The 26,852-nt window shown below is 65.1% G+C and carries 24 protein-coding genes and 1 other RNA gene; 6 read left to right on the top strand and 19 right to left on the bottom strand.

Annotated features, from left to right (window positions below; all coding sequences use genetic code 11):
• Positions 1–17: 17 nt before the first annotated feature.
• Entirely contained in the window at positions 18–341 is a 324-nt protein-coding gene (locus ACP7BY_RS15735) for a YbaB/EbfC family nucleoid-associated protein (protein WP_033963779.1), read from the bottom strand.
• Positions 338–2,038 carry a DNA polymerase III subunit gamma/tau gene (locus ACP7BY_RS15730; protein WP_137902280.1) on the bottom strand — a complete coding sequence of 567 codons (1,701 nt, stop codon included), beginning with the start codon at positions 2,036–2,038 and terminating at the stop codon, positions 338–340. Before ACP7BY_RS15730 ends, ACP7BY_RS15735 begins: the two co-directional genes overlap by 4 nt.
• Before the next feature lie 903 nt (positions 2,039–2,941).
• Here ACP7BY_RS15730 and ACP7BY_RS15725 point away from each other — a divergent pair.
• Entirely contained in the window at positions 2,942–3,832 is an 891-nt protein-coding gene (locus tag ACP7BY_RS15725; protein WP_033963778.1) for a hypothetical protein, read from the top strand.
• A 32-nt stretch (positions 3,833–3,864) separates the two neighbouring features.
• On the opposite strand, the gene ACP7BY_RS15720 is transcribed toward ACP7BY_RS15725, so the two are convergent.
• From ACP7BY_RS15720 to ACP7BY_RS15695, 6 genes are all read right to left on the bottom strand, one after another.
• Positions 3,865–5,382 carry an ABC1 kinase family protein gene (locus tag ACP7BY_RS15720; RefSeq protein ID WP_033963852.1) on the bottom strand — a complete coding sequence of 506 codons (1,518 nt, stop codon included), beginning with the start codon at positions 5,380–5,382 and terminating at the stop codon, positions 3,865–3,867.
• A 277-nt stretch (positions 5,383–5,659) separates the two neighbouring features.
• Positions 5,660–5,757: signal recognition particle sRNA small type (ffs, locus tag ACP7BY_RS15715), an RNA gene on the bottom strand.
• 62 nt (positions 5,758–5,819) lie between these two features.
• Entirely contained in the window at positions 5,820–6,041 is a 222-nt protein-coding gene (locus ACP7BY_RS15710) for a hypothetical protein (protein ID WP_033963777.1), read from the bottom strand.
• Between the two features lie 46 nt (positions 6,042–6,087).
• On the bottom strand, positions 6,088–6,420 hold the full coding sequence (locus ACP7BY_RS15705) for a 2Fe-2S iron-sulfur cluster-binding protein (protein WP_033963775.1): 333 nt from the start codon (positions 6,418–6,420) through the stop codon (positions 6,088–6,090).
• Complete coding sequence (locus ACP7BY_RS15700) at positions 6,417–7,508, bottom strand: cysteine desulfurase family protein (protein ID WP_137902279.1); 1,092 nt, start codon at positions 7,506–7,508, stop codon at positions 6,417–6,419. The genes ACP7BY_RS15705 and ACP7BY_RS15700 overlap by 4 nt, the downstream gene beginning before the upstream one ends.
• Positions 7,505–8,536: a cysteine desulfurase family protein gene (locus tag ACP7BY_RS15695; RefSeq protein WP_052192137.1), complete on the bottom strand. Its 1,032-nt coding sequence runs from the start codon at positions 8,534–8,536 to the stop codon at positions 7,505–7,507. The genes ACP7BY_RS15700 and ACP7BY_RS15695 overlap by 4 nt, the downstream gene beginning before the upstream one ends.
• 174 nt (positions 8,537–8,710) lie before the next feature.
• Between ACP7BY_RS15695 and ACP7BY_RS15690 the strand changes: the two genes are divergently transcribed.
• Positions 8,711–9,367 (top strand): alpha/beta hydrolase, encoded by a 657-nt coding sequence (locus tag ACP7BY_RS15690; protein WP_010402947.1) that lies wholly within the window; start codon positions 8,711–8,713, stop codon positions 9,365–9,367.
• Positions 9,368–9,410: 43 nt separating this feature from the next.
• On the opposite strand, the gene ACP7BY_RS15685 is transcribed toward ACP7BY_RS15690, so the two are convergent.
• On the bottom strand, positions 9,411–9,578 hold the full coding sequence (locus ACP7BY_RS15685) for a hypothetical protein (RefSeq protein ID WP_033963774.1): 168 nt from the start codon (positions 9,576–9,578) through the stop codon (positions 9,411–9,413).
• A 105-nt stretch (positions 9,579–9,683) separates the two neighbouring features.
• On the bottom strand, positions 9,684–10,652 hold the full coding sequence (locus ACP7BY_RS15680; RefSeq protein WP_249340781.1) for a threonine ammonia-lyase: 969 nt from the start codon (positions 10,650–10,652) through the stop codon (positions 9,684–9,686).
• Positions 10,653–10,790: 138 nt separating this feature from the next.
• Here ACP7BY_RS15680 and ACP7BY_RS15675 point away from each other — a divergent pair, with 138 nt between their 5' ends.
• The 4 genes from ACP7BY_RS15675 (at position 10,791) to ACP7BY_RS15660 (ending at position 14,725) form a co-directional block, all read left to right on the top strand.
• On the top strand, positions 10,791–12,011 hold the full coding sequence (locus tag ACP7BY_RS15675) for a type III PLP-dependent enzyme (protein WP_137902278.1): 1,221 nt from the start codon (positions 10,791–10,793) through the stop codon (positions 12,009–12,011).
• Between the two features lie 140 nt (positions 12,012–12,151).
• A complete protein-coding gene (locus tag ACP7BY_RS15670; RefSeq protein ID WP_033962969.1) occupies positions 12,152–13,201 on the top strand; it encodes a 1,9-bis(guanidino)-5-aza-nonane synthase in 1,050 nt (349 codons plus the stop codon).
• Between the two features lie 39 nt (positions 13,202–13,240).
• A complete protein-coding gene (locus tag ACP7BY_RS15665) occupies positions 13,241–14,224 on the top strand; it encodes an alpha/beta hydrolase (protein ID WP_033962903.1) in 984 nt (327 codons plus the stop codon).
• A 75-nt stretch (positions 14,225–14,299) separates the two neighbouring features.
• Positions 14,300–14,725 carry an MAPEG family protein gene (locus ACP7BY_RS15660; RefSeq protein ID WP_033962906.1) on the top strand — a complete coding sequence of 142 codons (426 nt, stop codon included), beginning with the start codon at positions 14,300–14,302 and terminating at the stop codon, positions 14,723–14,725.
• 123 nt (positions 14,726–14,848) lie between these two features.
• On the opposite strand, the gene ACP7BY_RS15655 is transcribed toward ACP7BY_RS15660, so the two are convergent.
• Genes ACP7BY_RS15655 through ACP7BY_RS15615 form a run of 9 tightly spaced genes read right to left on the bottom strand, consistent with a single transcriptional unit; the run spans position 14,849 to position 26,847 of the window.
• Positions 14,849–16,738, bottom strand: a complete 1,890-nt coding sequence (locus tag ACP7BY_RS15655) for an XrtA/PEP-CTERM system amidotransferase (protein WP_033962907.1) — start codon at positions 16,736–16,738, stop codon at positions 14,849–14,851.
• Positions 16,738–18,300 carry an exosortase A gene (gene xrtA, locus ACP7BY_RS15650; protein WP_249340780.1) on the bottom strand — a complete coding sequence of 521 codons (1,563 nt, stop codon included), beginning with the start codon at positions 18,298–18,300 and terminating at the stop codon, positions 16,738–16,740. Before xrtA ends, ACP7BY_RS15655 begins: the two co-directional genes overlap by 1 nt.
• A 4-nt stretch (positions 18,301–18,304) precedes the next feature.
• A complete protein-coding gene (locus ACP7BY_RS15645) occupies positions 18,305–19,516 on the bottom strand; it encodes a TIGR03087 family PEP-CTERM/XrtA system glycosyltransferase (protein ID WP_033962911.1) in 1,212 nt (403 codons plus the stop codon).
• On the bottom strand, positions 19,516–20,589 hold the full coding sequence (locus ACP7BY_RS15640) for a FemAB family XrtA/PEP-CTERM system-associated protein (RefSeq protein ID WP_033962913.1): 1,074 nt from the start codon (positions 20,587–20,589) through the stop codon (positions 19,516–19,518). Before ACP7BY_RS15640 ends, ACP7BY_RS15645 begins: the two co-directional genes overlap by 1 nt.
• Positions 20,586–21,440, bottom strand: coding sequence for an XrtA system polysaccharide deacetylase (locus ACP7BY_RS15635; RefSeq protein ID WP_033962915.1), 855 nt, complete (start codon positions 21,438–21,440; stop codon positions 20,586–20,588). The genes ACP7BY_RS15640 and ACP7BY_RS15635 overlap by 4 nt, the downstream gene beginning before the upstream one ends.
• A gap of 4 nt (positions 21,441–21,444) precedes the next feature.
• Positions 21,445–22,731: an ExeA family protein gene (locus ACP7BY_RS15630; protein WP_137902277.1), complete on the bottom strand. Its 1,287-nt coding sequence runs from the start codon at positions 22,729–22,731 to the stop codon at positions 21,445–21,447.
• A 38-nt stretch (positions 22,732–22,769) separates the two neighbouring features.
• Complete coding sequence (locus ACP7BY_RS15625; protein WP_033962917.1) at positions 22,770–24,386, bottom strand: hypothetical protein; 1,617 nt, start codon at positions 24,384–24,386, stop codon at positions 22,770–22,772.
• Positions 24,383–25,336 (bottom strand): AAA family ATPase, encoded by a 954-nt coding sequence (locus ACP7BY_RS15620; protein ID WP_137902276.1) that lies wholly within the window; start codon positions 25,334–25,336, stop codon positions 24,383–24,385. Before ACP7BY_RS15620 ends, ACP7BY_RS15625 begins: the two co-directional genes overlap by 4 nt.
• Positions 25,333–26,847 (bottom strand): XrtA system polysaccharide chain length determinant, encoded by a 1,515-nt coding sequence (locus ACP7BY_RS15615; RefSeq protein WP_033962920.1) that lies wholly within the window; start codon positions 26,845–26,847, stop codon positions 25,333–25,335. The genes ACP7BY_RS15620 and ACP7BY_RS15615 overlap by 4 nt, the downstream gene beginning before the upstream one ends.
• Positions 26,848–26,852: the final 5 nt, after the last annotated feature.

The following is a 26,852-nucleotide window of genomic DNA, read 5'->3' as shown; positions in this document are numbered from 1 at the left end:
CCGTTATCGCACCGCGATCAGAACGGCAGCTTGAACCCCGGCGGCAGCGGGATGCCGCTGGTCATCTTGGCCATTTCGGCACCCGACGCTGCATCGGCCTTGGCCTTGGCGTCGTTGAACGCGGCGACGACGAGATCCTCGACGATTTGCTTTTCGCTCGGTTGCAACAACGATTCGTCGATGTCGATGCCGATGATCCGCCCCTTGGCCGAGGCGCGCACCTTGACCAAACCACCGCCCGCGACGCCCTCGACCTCGATCTTGTCGAGCCCGTCCTGCGCCTTGGTCAGTTCGGCCTGGACGTTTTGCGCCATCGCCATGATGTCTTCGATGCTTTTCATGCGGTTACACTCCGTTTCGCCGCCAGCAGGCGGTCGATTTCGGTTTCGGGAACTTCGGCGTCGGGAAACGCCTCCAGCGCGGCGGCGATCACCGGCACCGCCAGAATTTCGGCCTTGAACGCCTCGCGCTGCGCCGCCTCGGCCTCGCGCACCGTCGGCGCGCCTGGCGTCGGTGCGGTCGTCACTTTCCAGCCGCGCCCGGTAACGCGCTTCAGCGTGACCGCCAATTCAGCGACCAGATCGGGGGAAATCGGTCGCGCCGAGCTCAACACAAGATCGCTGCCATCGAGGCTGACGATGCTGGCGTGGTGCACCACGCGCGACGCCAGAGCGAGCTCGCCCGCGCCCTCCAGCAAAGCAACGATCTGGCTGATCGAGCGGGGCATGTCCTGATCGGTCACCACCGCTTCGGGAGCAGCCGCCGGAAGCGCCGCCGGTGCTGCAGGGGCCGGAGACGGGGTGCCAAGCGGCACGCCATTGCTGATCATGCGCGCCAGGTCGCCCGGATCGGGCAAGGTCGAGGCATGGACCAGCCGCAGCAGCGCCATTTCGCACGCCTCGATCGGCATCGCCGCGCGTGCGACTTCGTCATGGCCCTTGAGCAGCAACTGCCACAGCCGGTGCAATGCGGCGAAGGACAGCGACGACGCCCAGCCCAGCAACGCCTCGCGCTCCTCGGTCGCTTGCCCGGCTTCCTGTGCCGCGCCGAGCTTGACCAAGGTGGTGGCGTGGACGGTCTCCAGCAGCCCGCGCAGCACGCCAAGCGGATCGACCCCAAGGTCATATTGCCGCCGCAGCGCCGCCAGCGCGCCGATCCCGTCGCCCGAAAGCAACAGCGTCATCAAATCGCGGATCGCGCCACGATCGGAGAGCCCCAGCATATCGCGCACCGCGCCCGCGCTCACCGCGCCGCCATCCATATCGGCATGGGCGATCGCCTGGTCGAGGATCGACAGCCCGTCGCGCGCAGACCCTTCCGCCGCGCGCGCGATCAGCCCCAGCGCCTCGGGCTCGGCCTCGACACCCTCGGCCGCGACCACGCGCGCGAAATGTTCGGCCAGCAAATCCGCCGGAATGCGCCGCAAGTCGAAGCGCTGGCAGCGCGACAGCACCGTCACCGGCACCTTGTTCACCTCGGTCGTCGCCAGCACGAACTTCACGCCCTCGGCCGGTTCCTCCAGCGTCTTCAGCAGCGCGTTGAACGCGTTCTTCGACAGCATATGAACTTCGTCGATGATGTAGATTTTGTAGCGCGCGACGAACGCCGTCATCCGCGAGGCATCGATCACGGCGCGCATATCGTCGACGCCGGTATGGCTGGCGGCGTCCATCTCGATCACGTCGATATGCCGCCCCTCGGCGATGCCGACGCACGGCTCGCACACGCCGCACGGGTTGATCGTCGGACCACCCTGCCCGTCCGGCCCGATGCAATTGAGCGCCTTGGCGAGCAGACGCGCGGTCGAGGTCTTGCCGACCCCGCGCACGCCGGTCAGCAAAAACGCATGCGCCAGCCGCCCACGCCGGATGGCATTGCCCAGCGTGGTGACCATCGCATCCTGGCCGATCAACTCGGCAAAGGTCTGCGGCCGATATTTGCGCGCGAGCACGCGGTACGCATCGCTCTTCGCCGGAGCAGGCGGTTCGCCCAGGTCGAAGCCAGGGGTCTCGTCAGCGGGATACAGGGAGTCGGACATTGCTGCCCTATCTAGGGGCAGCGGGGGGAATTGTCGAAGGGTTGGTTGGGCGATGGGTGCGGGCTGGAGATGCGGGTTTTGTGTCAGGTGCCCCAAGGGCTGCCCCCAAGCCGGGCCTCCGCGCGCCCGCGATGCGCGGAAGATTAGGCTAAGGTTAGGGGCAACCGCGATTGAGACGCTGTTTTATGACCGGCGGAACGGAACACGGCCTCGACATTCGGCGCATCCGGCGGGGGACGGCGACGGCGCTGTGAGACGACCGCTGTTAGTCTGCAAGATCTCGACGCTGTAGGACAGCTACGTCGCTTCGTGTGGGGGGGGGGGGACTGAACTGGCAAACCGCGCCTGCTGACTACCAACAAGGCTATTGCCTGGTGCAATGTCGTCGAGCATCGCGACGTGCGCAAGAGGTTGGCCGAGCTGTGAGATGGCCGAAGGCAAAGTTAGCCAGGGCGGTTGGGACGCTGACGCAAATGGTGAAATCGAGACGCGCGTGCTTAATCGCTTCTGCGAGGGGAGCCGGTGAAAATTAAACGACAGAAGGCATTACCCAAAATGCACCCTTTTTCGCACCGTTATCGGCGACATTCTGTTCTTAAAGAGGGATATTGGTAATCATCGCGCATCTTCTGTGAAAATGCCGAATCGGCAGGCAATGCGGGGCGGACAGTTATGACATCGCGATTTCGTCGAGAACTGACTGTTATTCCACCGGTTCGCATATCGGTTCGACGAACCGGGGTTCGCACTACAATCGATTGGAATTCCCGGGAAGCCGATCGCGCACTCTCAGCCAATGGCTTTAAGGTTTTCGGCGATCGGGCTCGTGCTGGGCCCCTGCCGACGGAGCGTTTTCTCATTCCCGGGACTCGAGTAGATTTCGGAGGAGGCGACGTCGCCACTATGACCTCGAGCGGATTAAATCAGTTCAAAGACCTTTTGGTCGCAACGTATATGCGAGAGCGCGAAATTCGCGCGGACATCAAGAAGGCCCGGTTACAGCATGCCTTCTCCTGGACGGCCCGAGCACTCAGTTGGGGCATGCTGGTTTCTGTCGTCTCCAAATCCGTCCGCGCCAGAACAGACAGAGCGGTCGCCCTTCGCAAGGTGGAAATTTCCACGCTCAGCAGCAATTTAGCTGCATCGCGAATATCAATCAGTTTCGACATGGACACCGCCGTTGCTGATCCGCACCGGCGTATGCTGGAAGCGTTCGACCAAATCGCCAATTCTGAGGGCTGTTGGGCCCTAAAGACATCGCAGGGGATTGACCGGGTGAAAGCTCGGAGTATGGCAAGTACGGTCGTAGACCGCAATGTGACCTATCTGGCGCGTCGAACAGATTCTCTTGTTGATACTGCCGACCTGCCGCTGGCCCTTCCTGTCCAGAACGGTCGCTCAACTGCGTATTTTTATCCGGGCTTCGTGCTAATCGTGGACATTGCCCGCTCCGATTTTGCAATCATTGATCTTAAAGAGCTTAATATAAACTATTCGTCTGTTAGTTTCACGGAAAGCGAGCGGATGCCGCGAGACGCAAAATTAGTCGGTAAGGTTTGGGCAAAGTCGAACAAGGACGGTTCGCGGGACCGACGGTTTAAGGACAACCGAGAACTCCCGGTCATGCTTTATGGTGAACTTGGGTTGAAAACCTCGGGAGGTCTCAATGAGGCATTCATGTTTAGCCGCAGCAACCCATGCGAGGCGTTCGTTCGCGCGGTTACAGAGCTAAAGCGGGTTCTTACCACTGGTTCTTCACCCCTTTCAGCTGGAACGAAAGTCCTGCCAGGGTAGCTGCCGACGACCACGTCCGCCCGATGCCCCCCTCAGCCCAGCACCATCGCCACCGCAAGCACCACCGCCGCCGCCAGGATCGCCCCCGCAATCCAGCGCGCGCCGATCACGATCGCGCGAGACGGATCGGCATGCGGCGCGTCCACCGGCTTCTGCTCCAGCCGCCGGATCACCGCGCGCACCAGGCGCGGCGCGTCCCCGCCGATCTTGCTCAGCTCCCAGGCCAGCGCTTGCAGCACCGGTGCCCAATGGTCGGGCGAAAGCCGCGCCCGCGCCATGCGCAGCGAGGCGCGCTGCATCGCGCTCGCCAAATCGAAATCGGGTTCGATCGCCTGCAGCACCCCGTCGATCGTCATCAGCGCCTTGAACATCAGCAACAGGTCGGGCGGCATCGTCATGCCTTCATCGCGCAGCAACGGCAGCAAATCCGCCACAATCGCGCTCAGCTTGATCGGCCCGCCGCCATGCCGCGCGATCAGCCGCTCGGCCGCTGCCTGTATGCGATCCTGCGCGACGCCGCTGCCCGCGCTCCACGCGCCGAACACGTCCGCCAATTGCTCGGGATCAGCCGAGGACAAGGACTGCACGAACGCGATCACTTCCTCGCGCCGCCTTGGCGACACATGCCCGATCATCCCCAAATCGAGCAACGCGATGCGGTTGCCCGGCAGGCACAGCAAATTGCCGGGATGCGGGTCACCGTGAAAGCGCCCGTTGATCATCACCATATCGAGCACGACATCAGCCCCCAGCGCAGCGATCACCGCAGGTTCTAGCCCGGCCGCCCGCAAGGTCGCCGCGTCGCGCGGCGGCACGCCCTCGATGAAATCCATCACCAGCAGCGTTTCGGAGGTCCATTGCCAATGGATTTCGGGGATCACGACGCGCGGATCCTGCGCGAAATCGGCGCGCAGGCGGTCAGCATTGCGCCCCTCGCTGGTAAAATCGAGTTCCTCCAGCACCGCTTGCGCCAATTGCAGCACCAGGTCGCGCGGACGAAACCGCCGCGCCTCGGCGCTGCTCGTTTCGGCCAGCGCCGCCAGTTCGGCGATCAACCGCAAATCCGCCTCCATGCGGGGGCGGATGTCGGGTCGGCGGATCTTGAGCACCACCTGCGTCCCGTCGCTCAGTGTCGCCCGGTGGACTTGCGCCATCGAGGCAGCGGCGAGCGGCATCGGGTCGAAGCCGGCGAACGCGGTTTCCGGCGCTTGCCCCAGCGCGGCTTCGACGGCGGGCCGGAGCGTCTCGAACGGCAGGGTCGGCGCGCTGCTGTGGAGGTGTTCGAGCTCGGCCACCCATTCGGGCGTCAACAAATCCCCGCGCGTCGCCAGGATTTGCCCGAGCTTGACGAAGGTCGGCCCCAATTCTTCCAGCGCCTGGCGGGTGCGTCGCGGCAGCGTTTGCGGTTCGTCCGTCAACGCCTCAGCGGCCGTGGCCCGCTCCAGGCCGAAGCGCGCGAGCAGGATGCCAAGGCCGAAGCGCGATGCGATCTGGACGATTTCACTCAGCCGCTGGCGGTCGCGTCCTGCAACCAGCAAGGTTTTGATCATCATGGCCATGCCAATACCTCATACCGACAGCTCAAAGATCCTCCCCGGCACGGAGTTTTGGGTCGAATCGTCCCCCGGACGACCCTTGACCATGCGGGGCATGGTCAACCCAAAACTGGGGACCCTGAGCATTTAGCGAAGGATGGAGGGGGCGCGTCACACGCGCACCGCTCATAAAAGGAAAGAGCCGACCCGGCAAAGCCGTGTCGTCGGACGGGCCTTGCCCGCCGGCCGCGCTGGTCAGCGTGGCGAGGCGCAGCCTCGCTCTCGCTGGCTGCGCGGTGGGAGCCGGAACGACCCGCAGCGAAATCGTTGTGGCTGCTTCCTTCCGGATCTGACCAGGTTGGCGACGACCACGTCCGCCCGACTCCCGCGCTGCCTATGGCGGGGTCGGGCGAAAGGATCAAGCCTGTCTCGACCGAAGTCGAAACCGGCGCTTAGCGGCGCACCGTCCGGCAGGTACGTACGCGCTGGTGATGACGATAGACCGTGCGGCACACTTTGCGGGTGTGCGGACGCCAGCCACGGTTGCGCTCGGTATGGACAACGGTGCGTTCGACGCGGCGATCATGATGGCGCTCGACCTGCGCGCTCGCGCTGGCGGGGGCCATGGCGGCAGCGGCAATCAGGCCCGCCGAGATCAGGGCTGCGAATTTCATGGGATCATCTCCTGTACCGTGCCGAGGTGGCACCACAGGCAAATGATCAACGGCCCTGCATGTTCCGTACTTCGCCGGGAATGCGCACCGTCAACCCGTCGAGATCCGCCCTGAGTACAATCTGGCACGCGAGCCGACTGGTGCGCGTCGCACCCGCGGCGAGATCGAGCATATCCTCCTCGTCCTCGGTCGGCGCTGGCAATTTGTCGAAATCGCCGACGTCGACGATCACATGGCAGGTCGAGCAGGCCATCTGCCCCTCGCACGTGCCTTCCAGCGGCTGGCCATCGGCTTGCGCGACTTCGAGCAGGCGCGCGCCTGGCGCGGCAACTACCTCGCGAATGGTGCCGTCGGTGCCGATGAAGCGGACATGAGTCATGCGGCGATCCTTTGGGCATTGGCGGCAAGCATGAGGCGGTCGATCGCCTCGGTCAATTCGGCTTCCGTGGTATAGCGCCCGAAGCCCAGGCGAACGCTCGAACGAGCCTGCGTCTCGGTGAGGCCGATCGCACGAAGAACATGGCTTGCCCCGCCCGATCCACTGGCGCAGGCCGAGCCGGCCGAGAAAGCGACGTCGCGTAAGGCGGACATCAGCCGTGCCACGTCGAGCCCATCGCGCCGGACGTTGAGGTTGCCGCGATAGCGCTGGTCGCTCGAACCGTTGATGGACCAGCCGGGACCGAAGCGTTCTATGGCGAGCGTCCAAAGTCGCTCGACCTGCGCCGCATCCGCGTCGCGCCGCACTGCCATCAGCGCCGCCGCCGTCCCGAACCCGGCGCATAAAGCGGGCGACAGCGTGCCGGACCGACCGAGGGCCTCCTGCCCGCCACCATGCAATAACGGCGCGGGCGCAACCCCGTCGCGCACCCACAAGGCCCCGATGCCCTTGGGCCCGTAAATCTTGTGCCCCGACACCGCGACCAGATCGCATGTCGCCGGTATGTCGACCCGCCCATAGCCCTGCACTGCGTCGCACAGCAGCAATGCGCCTGCGGCATGGGCGATCTCGGCCAGCGCGGCGATTGGCTGGATCACGCCGATTTCGTTATTGACCAGCATCGCCGCGACCAGTTTCGTGCCCGGCACGATCGCCGCGCGCGCCTGATCGAGATCGACCAGCCCGTCCGCCCCGACCGGCAGCACCGTCACCTCCTGTCCGCCCGAGCGCAGCGCCGCCACCGTATCGAGCACGGCGGCATGTTCGCTCGCCAGCGTCACCACCGAGCCGCCCAGCCCTTTGATCGCCCAGTTAAGCGCCTCGGTCGCGCCGCTGGTGAAAGCGAGCGTCCCGCCCGGCGGCAGCAGCGCGGCCACCTGATCGCGCGCCAGCTCCACCACCGCCTTGGCCTTGCGCCCGGCGGCATGCGCCGAATGCGGGTTGGCATGCTGGTCGCGCAGCCATGGCAACATCGCCTCGAGCGCTTCGGGCGCGAGCGGCGTGGTCGCCTGATAATCGAGGTAGATCATGCCGCAAACGCGCGGGCAGAGCGCGCGACATTGCGCCATTCGGTGATGAACCGCTCGACATCCTCCGCGCCGGTATCGCGCCCGAAACTCACGCGAACCACCTCGCGCGACGCTTCCACGCTCCACCCCATCGCCCCCAGCACATGGCTCGGCTTCATGCTGCCCGACGAACACGCGCTGCCCGCCGACACCGCAATCCCCGCCATGTCGAAGCGGATAAGCTGTGTCGCGGCGGCGAGCCCCGGCATCCGGTACGACCCGATCGCGGGATGACGCGGCGCGGCTGTGGCGACCACCTCGCCACCCGAGCGCGCAATCGCATCGTCGAGCCGCGCGCGCAGCGGCACCTGCCGTACCACATCCTCGGGCTCGGCCAGTGCGGCTGCGAAGCCGAGCGCTCCTGGCAGATTCTCGGTCCCCGCGCGATACCCGCGTTCCTGCCCGCCCGTCGGCGTCAGCGTCGCCAACTCGCGCACCAACAACGCGCCAATCCCCACCGGCCCGCCGCGCTTATGCCCCGAAATGGCAATGAAATCGGCGCGTTCGATCACCTCTGGATCGGCCCCGGCGGGCATTTGCGCCGCATCGACCAGCAGCAATCCGCCCGCCGCATGGGTAAGCTCGGCAATCGCCGCGATCGGCTGCCGCACGCCCGTTTCGCTATTGCACCACTGCACCGCCACGATCGGGCGCGGCCCCGCCAGCAGCGCCACCAGCGCATCAAGATCCAGCAACCCCTGCGCATCCACCGGCACCACGCCCGCATCACCCCCGGCGCGAATCACCGCGTCATGCTCGACCGCCGAGATCAGCCGCCGCTCCGCCCCACTGCGCAACAAGGCGATCGCCAACGACTCGCTCGCGCCGCTGGTCAGGATCGTCTCGCCGCGCCAGCCATAAGCGGCAGCAATCGCCGCGCGCGCCTGTTCCAGCTTTGCCCGCGCCGCGCGCCCCTCGGCATGCGGCGACGACGGATTGGCCCAGGCCCGCATTCCCGCCTCCACCGCCGCAATGGCGGCGGGCCGCATCGACGTGGTCGCGGCATGGTCGAGATATAGTCGCTGGCGGATCCGGGATTCGGGCAAAATGATGTCAACCTTCGGCAATGATTGCGCGTTGGGGGTGCGAGCCTATATAGCGCGCAATCCATCCTGCCCAAGCCTTGGGCACGGAGCCCTATTCCTTTGCCGTCAGCAGGTCCGATGCCAGAAGTCATTTTTCCCGGCCCCGATGGTCGTCTCGAAGGTCGTTTCGCGCCAGCTCCTCGCCCGCGCGCGCCCGTCGCGATGATCCTCCATCCGCATCCGCAAGCCGGCGGCACGATGAACAACCATATCGTGATGGAACTCTACAAGACCTTCCAGCGCCGCGGTTTCGCGACCCTGCGCTTCAATTTCCGTGGCGTCGGCAAGAGCCAGGGCACCTTCGACAATGGCGTCGGCGAGCTGTCCGATGCCGCCAGCGCGCTCGACTGGGTGCAGAGCTTCCACCCCGAAGCCTCCACCACCTGGATCGCCGGCGTCAGCTTCGGCGCGTGGATCGGCATGCAATTGCTGATGCGCCGCCCGGAAATCCGCGGCTTCATCTCGGTCGCGCCGCCCGCCAACATGTACGACTTCACCTTCCTCGCGCCCTGCCCAGCTTCGGGCATCATCATCCAGGCCGAGAATGACGAAGTCTCCCCCCCGCTCGCGACGCAGAAGCTGGTCGACAAGCTGCGCACGCAGAAGCACATCACCATCCACCACGACACCATCCCCAAGGCGAACCATTTCTTCGAGCATGAAATGCCGCAGCTGATGGGCAGCGTGGACAAATATCTCGATATGCGTCTCGACCCCAACTCGCCGATCAAGTGATCCGCCCCCCCGCGCTGCCGTGTCAGGCGGCGCGGGGTCGGCCTTACAGCGTCCAGATCACGACATTGCCCACCAGCACCGCCGCCATTACCAGCATCAGCACGCCTTTTTGCCGGTTCTGGCCTTTGACGATCAGCGCCACGCCCCCGATGAGGCAGGCGAACGCGGCGAGCATGGCGAGCGCGGGTGCGAGGTTTTCTAGAGCGGTCACAGTGCCTCTCTTTCCGTTCGTGCTGAGCTTGTCGAAGCACTGACATCCACCAGCGCTGCGTGTTTGGCCAGGCCCCTTCGACAGGCTCAGGGCGAACGGATGCTCTCAGTCCTTGCCCGCCAGCACCGCGCCATAAGCCGCCAGATCCACATTCCCGCCCGACAGGATCACCAAAAGTCCCGGCTCAACCGGCACCTTGCCCGCCAGGATCGCCGCCAGGCCGACCGCGCCGCCCGGCTCCACCACCAGCCGCAGCTTCTCCGCCGCCCAGCGCTGCGCTGTGCGGATCTCGGCCTCGCTGACCGCCACCCCGGTCGCCCCCCGGCGGGATAGGACGTCAAAGGTCAGCATAGAGACCCGTAACGTTTGCAACGCATCGCACGCGGTCGGCGGTGGTGACTCGCCGACGGGCTCGATCCAGCCCGCCTCCAGCGAGCGGCGCATGTCGTCCCACCCTTCCGGTTCCACGACCGTGATCGTCGCCTCGGGCAAGGCCAGCGTAAGCCCCGCCGCCAACCCGCCACCACCGCATGGCACGAGCACGCGACTCGGCGTTCCCAAACCGCGTACCGCCATTTGCGCCGCCGCCTCGATCCCAGCGCTGCCTTGCCCCTCGATCACCCAGGGATCGTCGAAGCTCGGTACCAGCACCGCGCCGCGCGCCTCGGCCAGGCGTGCGGCGATCTTCTCGCGGCTCTCGGTCGCGCGGTCATAGCTTACCACCTCCGCTCCGAGCGCGAGCGTTCCCTCGCGCTTGGCCTTGGGTGCATCGGCCGGCATCACGATCGTGGCGGGCATTTCCAGTCGCCGTGCCGCCCATGCGACTCCCTGCGCGTGATTCCCAGAGGAGAAAGCCACCACGCCTTTTCCCCGCTGTGCGGGTTCGATCGCAGTCAATCGGTGCCATGCCCCGCGCAGTTTGAATGCGCCGATCGGCTGCAGGCACTCGGCCTTGAAAGCGACGCTAACACCATGAATTTCCACTACGAAAAGCGGTGTCGGCGGCACCACTGCAGCTACTTTTGCGGCGGCATCGCGCACCCCTGCCCGCGTCGGCTGTCTTAAAATTGTCACCAATTATCTCCGTGGACGCAAAACCGCTTTACAATGCAAAAACGCGACCCTATCTCGCCCATCCGCTGCCCCATGGGACTTCCAACCGCAAGGCAGCTTTTTTCACCGTAGGCGCAAGCCACTTGGAGGTCCCTTGAGTTGCACAAGCATCATCGCGCGCTGGGGTTAGCGACCACCCCTTCGATTACCAACACTGGTATCGACATCGCTAAGCAGCGGCCGGTTCAGCCGGTCACGCTGGTTCGTCCGCATGCGGCATCGCGTGCGGCCCGGTTCTTCGCAGAGAAGTTCCCGGGTCGTTCGATGTATGCCGTGAAGGCGAATCCGTCTCCCGCTCTCCTGCAGATTCTGTGGGATTCGGGCATCACCCATTTCGACGTCGCGTCGATCGCGGAAGTGCGTCTGGTTGCGGAAACGCTGCCGGAAGCGACCTTGTGCTTCATGCACCCGGTCAAGGCCTCCGAAGCGATCCGTTCGGCGTATTTCGACTATGGCGTGAAGACGTTTTCTCTCGACAGCGTGGAAGAGCTGGAGAAGATCGTCGACGCGACCGATCACGCCGAAGACCTGACGCTGTGCGTCCGCCTTCGCGTGTCGTCGGAGCATAGCAAGCTGAGCCTCGCGTCGAAATTCGGCGCGGCCCCCGGCGAGACCAAGGAACTGCTGTTCCGCGCGCGTCAGGCAGCGGATGCCCTTGGCATCTGCTTCCATGTCGGCAGCCAGGCGATGACGCCCGAAGCCTATGCCAATGCGATGGAGCGCGTTCGCGCCGCCATCGTCGATGCAGCGGTGACGGTCGACGTGATCGATGTCGGCGGCGGGTTCCCCTCGTCCTATCCGGGCATGGAGCCGCCCCCGCTCGAGCGCTATTTCGAGACGATCCACCGTGCGTTCGAATCGCTGCCGGTCAGCTATTCGTCCGAGCTATGGTGTGAGCCGGGCCGTGCCTTGTGCGCCGAATATAGCTCGATCGTGGTGCGCGTCGAAAAACGCCGCGGCGATGAGCTGTACATCAACGACGGTGCTTATGGCGCGTTGTTCGATGCCGCGCACATCGGCTGGCGTTTCCCGGTCGAATTGCTGCGCGAGCCGGAAAGCCGCTCGAAGGACATGGCGTTCAGCTTCTATGGCCCGACCTGCGACGACATGGACCATATGGCTGGCCCCTTCTATCTGCCGGCCGACGTGAAGGCAGGCGACTATCTCGAAATCGGGATGCTCGGTGCCTATGGCTCGGCCATGCGCACGGCCTTCAATGGCTTCGGATCGGACGAGACGGTGATCGTCGCCGACGAACCGATGGTCTCGCTCTACGGCGAGGACATGCCAGAGGTCGCCTCGAACGTCGTCACGCTGTAACATTCCTCTTTCATTGCTGCCTTCTTCCACCCCTCCCGCTTGCGGGAGGGGCTGGGGGAGGGAATTCTATTTCGAGGCGCGCAGCACCGCTGCCCTCCCCTAACCCCTCCCGCAAGCGGGAGGGGAATTTGGAGACTATGATGAACGACATCGTGAACACCAACCGCAAGGCCGAGCTGCTCTCGACCACCGTCGAGCATATCGACATCACCAAGTTCGACGCGCGCCCGATCGTCGACGCGATGAAGAAGATGAGCTTCACCAGCCGCGACCTCGGCCGCGCGACCGACATCTACAACCAGATGCTCGCCGATCCCGATTGCTCGATCTTCCTCGTGATCGCCGGGTCGACTTCGGCGGGCGGCTGCATGGATCTCTATGCCGAACTGCTGCGCAACAACATGATCGACGGCGTCGTCGCCACCGGCGCATCGATCGTCGACATGGATTTCTTCGAGGGCCTTGGCCACAAGCATTATCAGGCGCTCGAAGTGCCGGATGACGACACGCTGCGCTCGCTGCTGATCGACCGCATCTACGACACGTATATCGACGAAGAGCAGCTCCAGGATTGCGACCACACGATCTACGAGATCGCGAACTCGCTCGAAGCGCGCCCCTATTCGAGCCGCGAGTTCATCCGCGAGATGGGCAAGTATCTCGTCGCGAACGGCAAGAAGGAAAACAGCCTGGTCAAGCTCGCTTATGAGCATGACGTGCCGATCTTCTGCCCGGCCTTCGTCGATTCGTCGGCGGGCTTCGGTCTGGTCAAGCACCAGGTCGACCGCGCGAAGGAGGGCAAGCCGTACATGGTGCTCGACGCGATCGCCGATTTCCGCGAATTGACCGACATCAAGATCAAGGCTGGCACCACCGGCTTGCTGATGATCGGCGGCGGCGTGCCGAAGAACTTCATACAGGACACCGTCGTTTGCGCCGAAATCCTCGGCCATGACGATGTTCAGGTGCATAAGTATGCGGTGCAGATCACCGTCGCCGACGTGCGCGACGGTGCTTGCTCGTCCTCGACGCTGCAGGAAGCGGCCTCGTGGGGCAAGGTCAACACCGGCATCGAACAGATGGTGTTCGCCGAAGCCGGTTCGGTCATGCCGCTGCTGGCGTCGGACGCCTATCATCGCGGCCTGTGGAAGACCCGCACCAAGCGTCGCTGGGGTGCCAGCTTCGACTAAAAGCCGCTAACCTCACCGCGAATCCATAGGAGAGCGGCGATGTTGGACAGACGGTTGGTATTGGCAGGTGCAATTGGGGCGACGCTGGGGATGCCCACCGTCGCCCTTGCGCAATCAGCGGAACCCGCGGTCGCCCCGTCATGGCCACCGGCGGAGGTCTTTCCGCTGTGGCCCGGCAAAGCGCCGGGCTCTCCCGCAACCCTGCCCGTCCCGGCCCCGAGCTTTGATGGTTATCAGGGCAAGGAATTGTGGCTGCGCGGCGTTGCTGTGCCCACGGTCGGCGTGTTCCGCCCGGAGCGGCCGGACGGGCGCGCGGTGCTGTCGATCCCCGGCGGCGGCTATGGCTTCGTATCGGTCAGCAATGAGGGCATCGACGTTGCGCGCGTGCTGAATGCGCGCGGCATTACCGTGTTCGTGCTCGCGTATCGCTTGCCCGGAGAAGGTTGGGCGAAGCGTGAGGATGTGCCGCTGCAGGATGCGCAGCGCGCCATGCGCCTGATCCGCGCCAATGCGACACGCTATGGCATCGACCCGGCGCGGCTTGGCACGATCGGCTTCTCCGCCGGGGGGCACCTCGCCGGAATGCTCGCGGTCGGCCATGCCGACCCGGTCTATACGCCCGTCGACCACGCCGACCGCTTGTCGGCCCGGCCGGATTTCGCCGGACTGGTGTATGCCGTGACCTCGTTCCAGACCGCCGGTTTCAATCCGGCAGACCCGGTAAACGATTTGATCGGGCCCAAGCCATCTGCCGCTATGCTCGATCGCTACGATCCGGCGCACCGCCTTGATTCCAGCGCACCACCGCTGTTCCTCGCCCATGCGATGGATGACGGTGTCGTCCCGATCGCGCAATCGCTGCTGATGCTCGACCGCGCCCGGGTCGAACGGGTCCCCGTGGAGGCCCATCTGTTCCAGCATGGCGGACATGGCTTCGGTGCGCTGCATCTGGCCGCAGGATCGCCGGGGCTCGAGTGGCCCGAACTGTTCTCGCGCTGGAGCGCGGCGCTGCCCCGACTTTAAGGGCGCTCCGCATCGCTATCATTGCGAGACCGGACTCTTTCGGGCACGCTCCCAGAAAATAGGGGGAGATGACCGATGCATAGCGAGATCCTGAAGCCGGTGGTCGTGCTCATCGCGTGGACGCTGGTGATGCTGGTATGGATGCTGTCGACGCGTTTGCCAGCGATGCGGGCATCAGGGGTCGACATCACCAAACTTGTCGGCACAAAGGCGGCCGACGCCGACGGTCGCCTGCCACCCAAGATCCAGTGGGTCGCACACAACCACAACCATCTGATGGAGCAGCCGACGCTGTTTTACGCCGTCTGCGGGGTGATTGCGCTGACGGGTACCGGCAACGGGGTCAATGCGTGGATCGCCTGGGCCTATGTGGCGCTGCGCATTACCCACAGCGTGTGGCAGGCAACCGTCAACAAGGTCTCGGTGCGCTTCCTGCTCTTCCTCGGTGCGTCCTTGGCGCTGATCGCGTTGACACTCCACGCGGCGATGGCGGTGTTCTGACCCTATGGCCGGGGCAGAGAAAATATCTACCCTCCTCCGTTCGCTTCGAGCGAAGTCGAGAAGCAGAAACGATCGCTATGGCCGGTTTCTCGACGACGCTCGAAACGAACGGGTGGAAGTTGCCTAAAACAGCCGCGCCATCGCGCGGTCCAACATCACCAATTGCCAGAGCGTGCGGCCATGCTCTGCTTTCCCGGCACGATGGTCAGCCGCCAGCCTCGCGATCACGCCGGGATCGAACCAGCCCGAGCCCACCAGCACACGCGATGACGCCAGCGCCGCCGCCTCGTCGGCCAAGGCCCCGCGAAACCAGGCGCTGATCGGCGTGACGAAGCCCATTTTCGGGCGATACAGAATATCGCGCGGCAGATAGCGCTCCATCGCTTTTTTGAGCAGCCACTTCCCCTGCCCGCCGCGCAACCGCATGTCGGCGGGTAGCCTGGCGGCGAACTCGACCAGGCGGTAATCGAGCAGCGGCTCGCGCGCCTCCAGCCCCACCGCCATGCTGGTGCGGTCGGCCTTGGTCAGGATGTCGCCGGGCAACCAATGCTGGAAATCGGCATATTGCGCGCGATCGAGCGCATCGCGTGCCGGTGCGTCGCGCATCGAGCGGACATAACGATCCTCGGCGCGATGCCCGCCGAGCGCGGCGCGGGCGTGCTCGGTGAACAGCGCCGCCCGCAAGGCTGGCGTGGTCACCCCGACCGAACGGGCATAGCCCTCCGCGCCATCCTCGGCGAGCGCAAGCAGCGTCGTCTTGGCGCGGAGCGGGCGCGGTGCCCAATCCGCCTTGGGATACCAGCGGCCCAGCGTGCCGAACAGATTCGAGCGGATCGACGCCGGCACCATCGCACGCACGCGCTCCTCCGCTGCCTGGAACTTGTAGCGGCGGTATCCGGCAAAGGCCTCGTCCGCCCCATCGCCGGACAGCGCCACCGTCACATCCTCGCGCGCCAGCTCGCACACCCGGTACGTCGCCAGCGCCGACGCATCAGCAAAGGGCTCGTCAAAGGCATGGACCAGCGTATCGATCAGCGAGAAATCGTCCGCTGCGACCACGCGCTCGCGATGCCGCGTGGCAAAACGCTCGGCGATCACATCGGCATAGCGGCGCTCGTCGAGGCTGTTCTGGTCAAACCCGATCGTGCAAGTGCGCACCGCGCCGCGCGACGCCTCCGCCATCAACGCGACCACCGCCGAGCTATCGACCCCGCCCGACAGGAACGCGCCCAGCGGCACATCCGACACCATCCGCGAGGTCACCGCATCGCGCAGCAGCGCGACCAACTCCTCCTCCAGCGCCTTGGCGGACCCCGTCGCGCGGCGCGAAAAATCGACGTCCCACCAGCGCGACGGCGCCGGCACTGGCTTGCCGCGCTCGATCAGCAGGCTGTGACCGGCGGGCAGCTTCTTCACCCCCGCAACGAGACAGGTGTCGTCGGGCACATAGCCAAACGCCATATAATCCTCGACCGCGCGAATATCGGGCGAGCGCCGCAGCAGCGGATGCGCGAGCAGCCCCTTCAACTCCGAGGCGAAAGCCACCGCGCCATCGGACAGCTCGACATAATGGAGCGGTTTCACGCCCAGGCGGTCGCGCGCGAGAAACAGACATTGCCGCCGCGCATCGTGCAGCGCGAAGGCGAACATCCCATTCAGCCGGTCGAGCAACGCCGGGCCCCACGCCGCCCAGCCGTGCAGCAGCACCTCGGTATCGCCCGCAGTCGTGAACACCGCACCCCGCCCCTGCAGCTCCGCGCGCAGGGCGGCGAAGTTATAGATCTCGCCATTATAGGTTACGGTCAGCGTACCGTCGGCGCTCGCCATCGGCTGCGGCGATCCGGCAACGTCGATGATCGACAACCTTCGGTGCCCCAGCCCCACCCCAGGCGCGGTCCACACGCCCGATCCATCCGGCCCACGATGCGCTTGTGCATCCGCCATCGCGGCAATCCGCGCGGGATCAACGGGCTTTGGCGTCGCGGGATAATAGAGACCGGCAATCCCGCACATCAGTTGGTCATTCCCGCACTGCGATCGGCCAGCCGTTCGATCGGCCCCAGCGCCGCGACGAACGCCGCCATCGCCGCGCGCGGATCATGGCCGGGGACCGCCTCGGCCGAGACATGCACTGCGACCGCGCGCTGCGGGCCGCCAAGCAGCTTGGCCTTCAGCGTTTCCAGCTTCACGACTGGCCCCTTGTAGGTCAGCGTGTCCCCGACGCGATACCAGGTCACCACTTGCCGCTCGACCGGCCCAGGCGCAGTGATGCGCATCGCCGATCCGCCCGCCAGATCGGGAAGATCGGCAACGCGCAGCCACACATCATCTTCCCGCAATGCCCCGACGCCGAACGCCACCAACTCCTTGCCTTCATGCTGGCTACCATAAACGGCGACGGCCAGATCGACCTGATCGCCCTTCGCATTGCCGTAGCGACCGAGCAGAAAATGGTCTGCGCCAGGATAATTGGGTGACCAAGGCGAACGGGTAGAAAGCTCGACGCGATGCCAGCCCGCCACGTCCGGCAGCGCAATCCGCTCGGGCAGCGTCTGCGCGCGCCCGGCAATCGCCGCCGACCAGGCTGGGAACAGCGCGGCAAGCGCCAGCACCAGCACCGCCGCCAACGGCGCATCGAGCCGATAGCGCGGCACCGTTTGCAGCGTTGCCGGATCGAACAGCGGCGCATCGGGCGCACGGTCGAACCAGCGCCAGCCGAGCGCCAACACCGCTGCCATCACCACCGCGAAGAACAACCAGCCATAGACGATATGATCAAACCCGGTCGCGCGCTCGACCGAGGTGAGATAGGCCGCATAGATTGTACCGAAGGCGCGTACGCCGTTGGCCAGCACGGGCACCACCAGCGCCACCACCAGGAACACCGCGCGCCTGCGCCAGGACACGAAACAGACATTGGCGACGAGGACGCCATACGCGATCATCGCAATCACAAACTTCGCGCCCGAGCACGCCTCGGCCACTTCGAAATAGCCATTGGGGATGGTGATCAGCACCCCATCGACGTGTGCCGGCACGCCGAACAGATGCAGCAACGGCATCGTGATGGCGACCGTCGCGGTTTGAAGCGGCCCCTCCAGCCCTTCGCCAAACGGCACCAGGAACAGCGCATAAGCCAGCGGAAACAGCAGCGCGCGCGCGACATTGGGCCCGAGCAGAGTCACCACTGCCCCCTGCAGCATCAGCACAATGCCAAGATGCCGAGCAAGCGCCACGCCGCCGGCATCGCCCAGCAGCCACCCAACGCCGCCCAGCGCGACCAGCGCCAAGCCCGGTGCCCAGGCGATGGGTGTGATCTCGGCCAGCCCGGCGCGGCGCTGCCAAACAAGCCATGCCACCACGGGCGCAATGAACAGGCAATGCCCAAAGGTCGTGCTGGTCCACCACAGCGTCGCGAGCGCGCGCACATCGGTGGCGAACAGTAAGAGGATCGCGACACTGACGACGCCGAGCGCCGCCGTCTGACGTCGCCAAGCCTGCCCCGACCCCGGCCCCGCATGACCATCAACGGCCAACACTCCAGGATGGACGCGCATCCGAAGGGGCATCGTCATGCGTTCAGGCCGCGCTGCGGCGTGGGGGCGCTTTCACGCGGATCCCGAGGATCGCATCCAGCGGCGCGAGCCGCGCTTCCCAGCTATAGCGCGCCTGCACCTGCGCCCGCGCGTCGCGACCGATCTCCGCACCCCGCACAGGATCGTTCAAGATGGCGATGACTTCCTCGGCAATCTCGCCGACGGTTTCGCCAATGTGGATCGTTCCGGCATGGTCGATCCCTTCCGCTGCCGCTCTGGAGGCGACGACCGGACGTGCCATCGCCATCGCTTCCAGCACTTTGTTCTGGATGCCGCGCGCGAGCTTCAGCGGCGCGACGACGACCGAGGCGGCGGCGATCCAACCGCGCACGTCGGCCACTTCCCCGGTCACGATCACCCCCGGCTGCTTGGCCAACGCCTTGACCGCATCGGTCGGTGCGCGCCCGACAATGGCAAAGCGGGCATGCGGAAACCGCACGCGAATGTGCGGCAGGATCGTCTCGACAAACCAGGTGACGGCTTCGATGTTGGGGCGATAGTCCATTTGCCCGGTAAACACGATCAGTGCATCGGTCGTGTCGATCCGCTTGAACTGCGCGGTCGGATCGAAAAATTCGGTGTCGATGCCGTTCTCCACGACATGGACGCGCTCGGCTCCCGTCCGCTCGCGGAACAGTTGCGCTTCGGCCTCGCTGACGAACAGACTGGCATCCGCACGCTGCGCGACCGCACGCTCATGCTGGAATAGCAGCCGCGCTTCGCGCTTCATGAACCAGCGCGTGATCCCGCCCGAACCCTTGGCATAGGCACCGAACTTCGCCGAATCCATGTCGACAAAATCCATGACCACCTTCTGCCGCGGCCGTGCTGGAAGATACTGCGCCATTTGGCTCGAAAAAACGTAGATCGTGTCAATCGAATGCCGCGACAGCAGATTGTCGACCGCGGTGCGCAACGAGGCGTTGTCAAACGCGGTCAGCGAAACCGGCTTGCGCGCCAACAACGCCTGGAATGCGGACGTTAGCCGCGATTTCGAGCGCCAGATGATCGAGCGATTGCCCGTCAGCTTCGACAGGCCGCTCTTGCGCTTCATGTCCCGCGTGTCGTCGGCAAAGGCGATCAAATGCACGCGCTTGCGCGCCGCCAGATGCTTCAGGATGTGAAAGCCACGGATCTTGTCCCCCCGGTCGGGCGGATACGGCACGCGATGCCCGAGGAAGAGAATGTCACCCATTAACCAAGGCCTTTGGAGATGTGCGGTCCAAGCAGGTTAGCGACCACCAATGGCAGCTTTTTCCACATCGCGACCTTTTGGGCGTAGCGTGGGTTCAAAGGATTGATGTCGCGCGATGGCTCCCCGGTCACCGCGCGTTTACCATACAGCAATGGGACGCCGTCGAAACCCCAGTTCTTTTTATACGCGGCCGGGCCGGTCCCGACCTTGGAGCGCCCAAAGTCGAAATGCGTGCACCCGCGCGCGCGGGCATGGGCCATAAGCGCGAAATACATTCGGTCGTTCGCGCGCAAACCCCGCGCCGCGTGGGTGCCACCGCCCCAATAGGGATAGACCGTTCCATTGAAATAGAGGCTGAGGACGCTTGCCACCGCGCGCCCTTCGGATCGGATTGTAACGATGTCGGCGGCATCTCCGAACTGGTCCAGCACTGAGCGGAACAGCCGCGCCGGGAAAACCGGCGTTCCCAGATTGCGGACCGATTCCGCATAGACCGCGTAGTGCGCGCGCAGGTCGCCCGCCTCGCGCCCGACCGCGACGTCAAGGTCGTTCTCAAGCGCCTTGCGCACCTCGGCGCGTTGCTTGCGCGGAATGGCGGCGAGTTCGGCCGCGTCGCTCTCCGCCAGCGGTCGCACGAAACCGAGATAGCTGTGATCGTCGAAATCCCATGCCCCCTCGGGCATCGCACCGCCGCGGAGCTCCAGCGTCGGACACCCCAATCGCTGCGCGAGCGCCCATCCGGCATCGGCCAACGACGCGACCGCCGCCGGGCCATCCGCCAGAATACCGCCGCCAACCGCGAAGCCATTCGAGACCAGCGCCTTGCCGAACAACCGCGAGCGCACCTCGGTCAACGGCAGCACGCCGACGATCGTCCCGTCGCCGCGCTCGGCGATCAGGGTATGGCTGATCTGGCTGCACCCCTGCGCGACCGCCATGCTCCAGGCTGGCAGGTGAAAGGGCGTCCCCTGCTTGTGGCCACGCACGTAACTTTCCACCCGCTGACGATCGCCGACATCGCGCAAATCGATGGATCGTAGCGCGAGCAAGGGGGACAGAGGCTGGATCGTCATGCCGCGACCCCAAGCGTTTGCACCGGGGGCAAATCGCGCACGATGGCATCCATCCGCCCCCAGTCGTGCCGACCGATCAGCCCGCGCATCTTTCCCGCCATCGCGCCAAGGCGGCTGTAATGGCGCAGTTTTGACTTTAGGGGAGCATTGGCGACGCGCGGCTGGCCGGGGTCGATTTCCCACGGGTGAAAGTAGAAGATCGCCGGCTGCCCGTCCGCCGATACCTGGCGCACTGCATAATCGGTGAGCGCTGCCGGCAGCAGGCGGAAAAAGCCACCGCCGGTCGCCATCCGCCGCGCGCCGAATTGGGCGACGGTCACCGGCACTTCGACCAGATCCGCATCGGCGAGCGGACGAAAAGCATAGCGCGGCGCTTCCGGCCAGCCATAATGATCGTGCCGCAGCGGTGCCACGCTGGAGGAATAAGCATAGGCCTCCTCCGCCAGAATCCGGTGCGCCCACGGTGTACGCAGATCGATGGAGAAACTCGGCGCGCGATAGCCGGTGACGGCAACGCCGCCCGCATCTTCCAGCGTGGCCCGGGCGCGGGCGAGATCGGCGCGGAAGGTTGCGGGTTCCATCGTGAAGACGCGGTCATGCGCCCAACCGTGGCTCGCCAGTTCATGCCCTGCATCGACGATCCGCCGGATGAGGCGAGGATAGCGCGCGGCGACCCAGCCCAGCGTGAAAAAGGTCGCCTTAACGCCACTCTCGGCGAACAGGGCCAGGACGGCGTCGGTATTGGCCTCCACGCGCGGCAGGAGCAAATCCCAATCGCCCCGGTCGATTACCGATTCAAAAGCGCCGACCTGGAACCAGTCCTCAACATCGACCGAAAGGACATGACGCATCGGTTCAATCCCGCGCGATGGGGAGTGGCGGCGCGGCACTGTGCTCGCCCTCGGCCCAGTCAACGAGCAGCTTCAGAACGCGGCGAAGCGCGACATCCTGCTCATCAACCCGTGCCTCAAGCGCGGCGATACGGGTAGCGACATCCGCAGCGGCGTCTGGCGCAGGCACGGGTTCCTCTACCGCCATCACTATCGGTTCAGGTTCAGGCTCCGGCTTCGGTTCAGGCTCCGGGGGGGCAACCGTCGGGTGCGCTTCAACAACCGCCGCCGCTTCCTCGTGCAGCGCACGGATCGGGCGCGGCGGTGCCGTAGGGGGCAGAATCGAAATCGGCAGCGGGCCGGGCTCCGGTTCCGGCGCAGGCGGTGGTGGCGAACTCGCTACGGGTTCGTCCGGCGCGGCCACCTCAGAAATCGGCTGCTCAACCGCAGGTGCCGCAGCCACAGCGGCTTCCGGCACGACGATCGGCTTCACGCCCGGCATGTCGCCCGCGATATCTGCCACCACTGCGGCCACGGCCCGCGCATCAATCGTATCGATCCGCTCGATCGCGCCGTACAGCATCACGCGCCCCGCCAATTGGTTCAGGCGGCGCGGTACGCCATCGGACCCGCTATAGAGCGCGGCGAATGCATCGGGCGTGAAATGCGGGCGCTCCTGCCAACCGACCACCGACAGGCGATGCCGCATATAGGGCTCGACCTCTTCGGGCTCCATCGGATCGAGGTGATGCATCGCGATCACGCGCTGGCGCAATTGCTCAAGCCGGTCAGACCCGTGCAGCCGCTCGCGAAATTCGGGTTGGCCGAGCAGGAAGATCTGCAGCAGCGCATGGCCGCCGGTCTGGAAGTTCGAGAGCATGCGCAACTCTTCCAGACTCGACACCGGCAGCGCCTGCGCTTCATCGACGATCAGCAGCGTGCGTCGTCCAGCGCGTGCGGTCGCATGCAGCCCGCGTTCGATCGCCACCAGCAATTGTGCCTTGGTCAGCCCCGCGCTGTCGACGTCCAACCCGGTTGCAACCATACGCAACAGATCATCGGCTTCGATCTGCGTCGAAACGATCTTGATGACATGCAGCCGCGTTGGATCGATCGTATCCATCAAATGGCCGACAAGCGTGGTCTTGCCCGCGCCGACGTCGCCCGTGATGACGATGAAACCCTCGCCCTGCGCAAGACCATAGCCCAGATAGGCCATCGCCTTGCGATGCGTCGCCGTATCGAACCAGAAACGCGGGTCAGGCGTCAACTGAAACGGGCGGCCGGTCAAACCATAATGATCGTCGTACATAATGTCGTCCTCGCAATCGGCATAGCCGCCGATGCGTTTCAGAATTGATACCGCACCCCAACTTGTCCCTGCGCCGACAACTGGTCCTCCGTACCTTTTTGGGTGAAGGAATACAGGCCCGCCGAGGCGGTCGTCGCGATACGGCCAAAGTTATGGTAATACAGAGCGGTGGCTCCCGTACTGAAGACACCGGGGGCAGCCGAAATGCCGCTTTCGTAATAATTGGCAAAGACGTTGCCACTCACGCCCGAATTGCGATCGATCGGGGCACTGACATAGGCCTGCGCGTAATAGCTGTCGTCGGTCACGCCGTCGATGCTGAAGCCGGTACCGCTGGGGGCGTAAAAGCGCCGCTGGGCATAACCTCCGCCAATCCCGAAGCTGAGCGCGCCGCGCTTGGCAGCAATGACCGCATCGACACCGCGCGCGCGATACGCCGAGGTCGAGATCGACTGGAACACACCATTCAGGCACCCGCCCGCCGCCGCGCTGCTGGTGCCAAAGGTGCAACCGCTGAATTGCTGCGCAAAGGCATCGCGTTGATCGATGAAGCTGGTCGGCAAGTTCGAGATGCCCTCGCGCAATTGCCGTCCGAACGTGTCGACGCTGTCGTACACGCCAATCTGGATGCCGATCGATTTGGACGCGGCGTAGCTGAACGAACCGGTATAGGTCATCCCGCCATAACGCCGCCCTGCCCGCGCCTGCAGCGCGGTGCGCGGGCTTGGCCGCCAGATGACGCCAGCATCATAGATCAGCCCGTCGGTCTGATAGGCGATGCGCGTCGGCGATGCGGGATCGGTCTGGAAGCGGCCGCGGCTGTCGGTAACCGGCACCCCATTGGCGTCCTTCAACGGATCCTTCTGGCTGACGGTGATTTTTTCATAGCCTGCACCGCCCGTTACAGCGAGCGTCGGCAGAATGGGCAGGACAAGATCGCCCCGCGCCACCTTGCTTTCGTATTTCTGGTCGAGCTGCCCCGCCGTATCGCGCTCGTAGCCCGCTGAAACGTTGACGCCGACCGGTAGCACCGCCCCCGCCTTCACGCCGGCGCTCGCGTTAAAGACATGGCTCTGCGAGGTGTCGAACACGTCGAGCTTCGGGCTGCCCGGGGCAACGCCGGTCGCCCCTGGCGCTTCCGCCTTGGTGAAACCGAAGCGATAGCTTGCCGCTACACCGACCGGGCCGACATGGCTGGCGACGGTCGGGCCGACATAGGCCGAATAGACCTGGCTGATATTGTCGACATTCCCGGCCAGATTGCCGGGAGCCGCGCCGCGAATGTCGGAGCGGACTCGTGTGGCGATCGCGCCCCCTTCCAGCGTCACCCCCGGAGCGACGCGCACGCTCGCCCGCGCCAGCCCGCTATGCACATCGTCGTCGCCAACCTTCTTGCTGTAAGAGAAACGACGCTCGTACCGATAGCTCACCTGGAGCTGGGTGCGCTTGGTCTGCACCGAAGCGTCGACCCCTGCGGCGACCGTCGAATAGGTCAGCACATCGTCATTCTTGAGGTCGGCGGTGACGACTTGCCCGATTTCGATATAGGGTGTGATCGAGCTTTTGCGCTCGTCAGCGTGCGCGGGCGCGGTCGCCAGTGCGGCGATTGCCGCCAGGCCGAGCGCGGGCGACAAAGATGAGATCGGGCGCGTCATATGGCGTCCTCCTGTTGGCCATATCCATAATAGTCGCCAAAGCGGCGTCCGCCGGGCACCAGCGACACGGCGTTGAGCACGAGCTGGATATGCTCGCATGAATCGAGCAGCGTGATGGCTTCGCGCAGATCGCTCTCGCCGGTGCGGTCGGCGCGGACGACGAGCATGATCTGCCCGACCTGAGCCGCCAGCACGCTGGCCGGCGACGCGGCGAGAACCGGGGGCGAATCGAAGATCAGGATGCGCTTGGGATCGGCAGTGAGCAGCCGCGTGATGAGTTCACCCGTCCGCGCGCTGGCGACGAGTTCGGTATCGGCAGGCGTGCGCGTACCACAGGGCAGCAAGCTCAGATGGGCGATGTCCGTCCGAACGACACAGGCTTCGACATCGATGCTCGGATCGGCAAGCGCATCCAGCAAACCCGCCTGCTCGCCGAGGCCGAATTGCGCCATCACGTCGGGCTTGGCGAAGTCCGCGTCGATCAGCAGCACTTCAAGATCGCGCTCCGCCGCCAGCGAAAGCGCGAGATTGACCGCGCAATAGGTTTTGCCGTCATTCGGCCTGGCCGAACTGACCAGCATCAGGCGCGAAAGCTCGGCATCGCTTTTGCTCACGGTTCGCGCGGTCGCCAGCAATTGCCGCTTCACCAGGCGAAACTCCTCCGCCAGAGCCCCGATTGCCGCCCCAGGCACGAGCAAGCCGCGTTCCGCCAGCAGAGCACGGTCGATCGCGGCAACGCCAGCAAGGCGACGCGGTGCCGCGACCGCTTGCATCGGCTTTGGTTGCACAGGAGGCAGATCGGAGAGCGGCTCCGCAGCGACGATGGGTGCCGATGGAGGATCGATCCCGCGCAAGGGATAGGGCGCGCGTGCGTCCGTTCCGAAATCATAGGTCGCAGCGGCCCGCTCCAACAGCGACGGGCGGGTCTTGCGGGGGGTCAGGTCGCTCATGCCGCCAACCCGCGCTGAAGCATTTCCACGCCCAGCAGCGCGATATAGGCCACGCCAAGCCCGCCAACACCGCCCCCATAATATAGCAGCATCCGGCGACGAGCGGCGGTCTGTGTGGCGGTGACCATTTCGCCGATCGAGCCGAGCACCGGCATTCCGGTTGCTTTTTCGAGCCGCGCGGCAGTGGCAAAGGTGGCCTTCAATTGCGCCAGCACGAACGCCACAGCGACGCCGCCACCGAGCGCGACGATCAACACGCCGGTCAGCAACAAGGGGCGGTTCGGCGCAGTCGGCACACGCGGTGCCGTTGGCGGATCGATGACGCTGAACTTGATCGAATCGGTCTGGCTTTGCGCTTGCCCGCGCAGCTTGATCGCTTCGCGATCGGCCAGCAACTTGGCGTAGCCGTCCTTCAGAACCTGATAATCGTTGTCGATCTTGGATTGCTGCGCGGCCACGCCGGGGTCGCCCGCAAGCTTCGCGGTGATCGCATCCAGATCCCCCTGAAGCTGCGCCTTGCGCGCGAGCAGGGCCGCCACCTGCGCCTGCTTGTCCGCCTGGATCGAGCGCAAAGAAAGATAGGCGGGGTTGGTAGCGGAAGCAGCACCGGCCGCGACCGGTTCGCCGCGCGCGGCCGCCTGGGCTGCGGCCAATTGGTTACGCAACGCGATCACGTCGGGGTGATTCTCGGTATAGCCCCGCGCGCGCGCATCCGCGAGTTGGCCCTGGATCGCATTGAGGCGGGCCCGCGCCGGGCCCACGCCCGCCGCGCTTGCGGCACCCGCGACGCTGGCGGGAACGCCCGCCATCTGGCCGTTCACCGCCGCCAGACTCGATTGCGCAGCGGCGAGATCGCTCTCGACTTGCGCCATCGCTGTCCGTGCGGCCCCCATACGGTCGGTGAGCGACCCGCTACCCGGCAAGCTGCCGAGATAGTGATTTTGAAAATCGGCGCGCTTCGCGTCGGCATCGGCGAGCTGCTTCTGGCGCTGCTCGAGCTGCGCATCGAGAAATTTCAGGCTCGTACTCGTCTCATCGCGATCGCCCGACAGGTTCTGCTCGACAAACAGGTCGATCAGCTTCTGCACGACTTGCCGGGTAACCTTGGGGCTGGCCCCGGTCGCCACGATCTCGAACAGATTGTCCTGCTGTGCGGTGATCTTGATCGCCTTGGACAGGCCCGCGACCCGGTCGGCCACGTCGCGATCGGTCTTCACTGTGTTCGCCAGATCGGTGCCGCGCACGACCTTCTCCAGACTGACTGCGCTGGTCAGCGTCTGGCGGATCGTGTCCATGTCCTTCTGCTGGTCGGCAGGGGTAATGCCGACGGCATTGGGCAGGATCGTGTTCATCTGCACCGACACTCGCGCCCGAGATTCGTAGCTGTTCGGGATTTGCGCCACCATCGCCCAACCCAGCACGGCAATGCCCCACGCGACCGCCAGTGCGATCCAGCGGCGCATCCAGATCGCGTGAAGCGCGACCCGCAGTTCATCGAGCAAGCCGTTCATCCGTC

It is taken from the genome of Sphingomonas sp. PSPC2-2, from assembly GCF_049897725.1.
Taxonomy (GTDB): domain Bacteria; phylum Pseudomonadota; class Alphaproteobacteria; order Sphingomonadales; family Sphingomonadaceae; genus Sphingomonas.
Note: the sequence above shows the minus strand (reverse complement) of the source record. Positions and strands in the feature narration are given on the sequence as shown.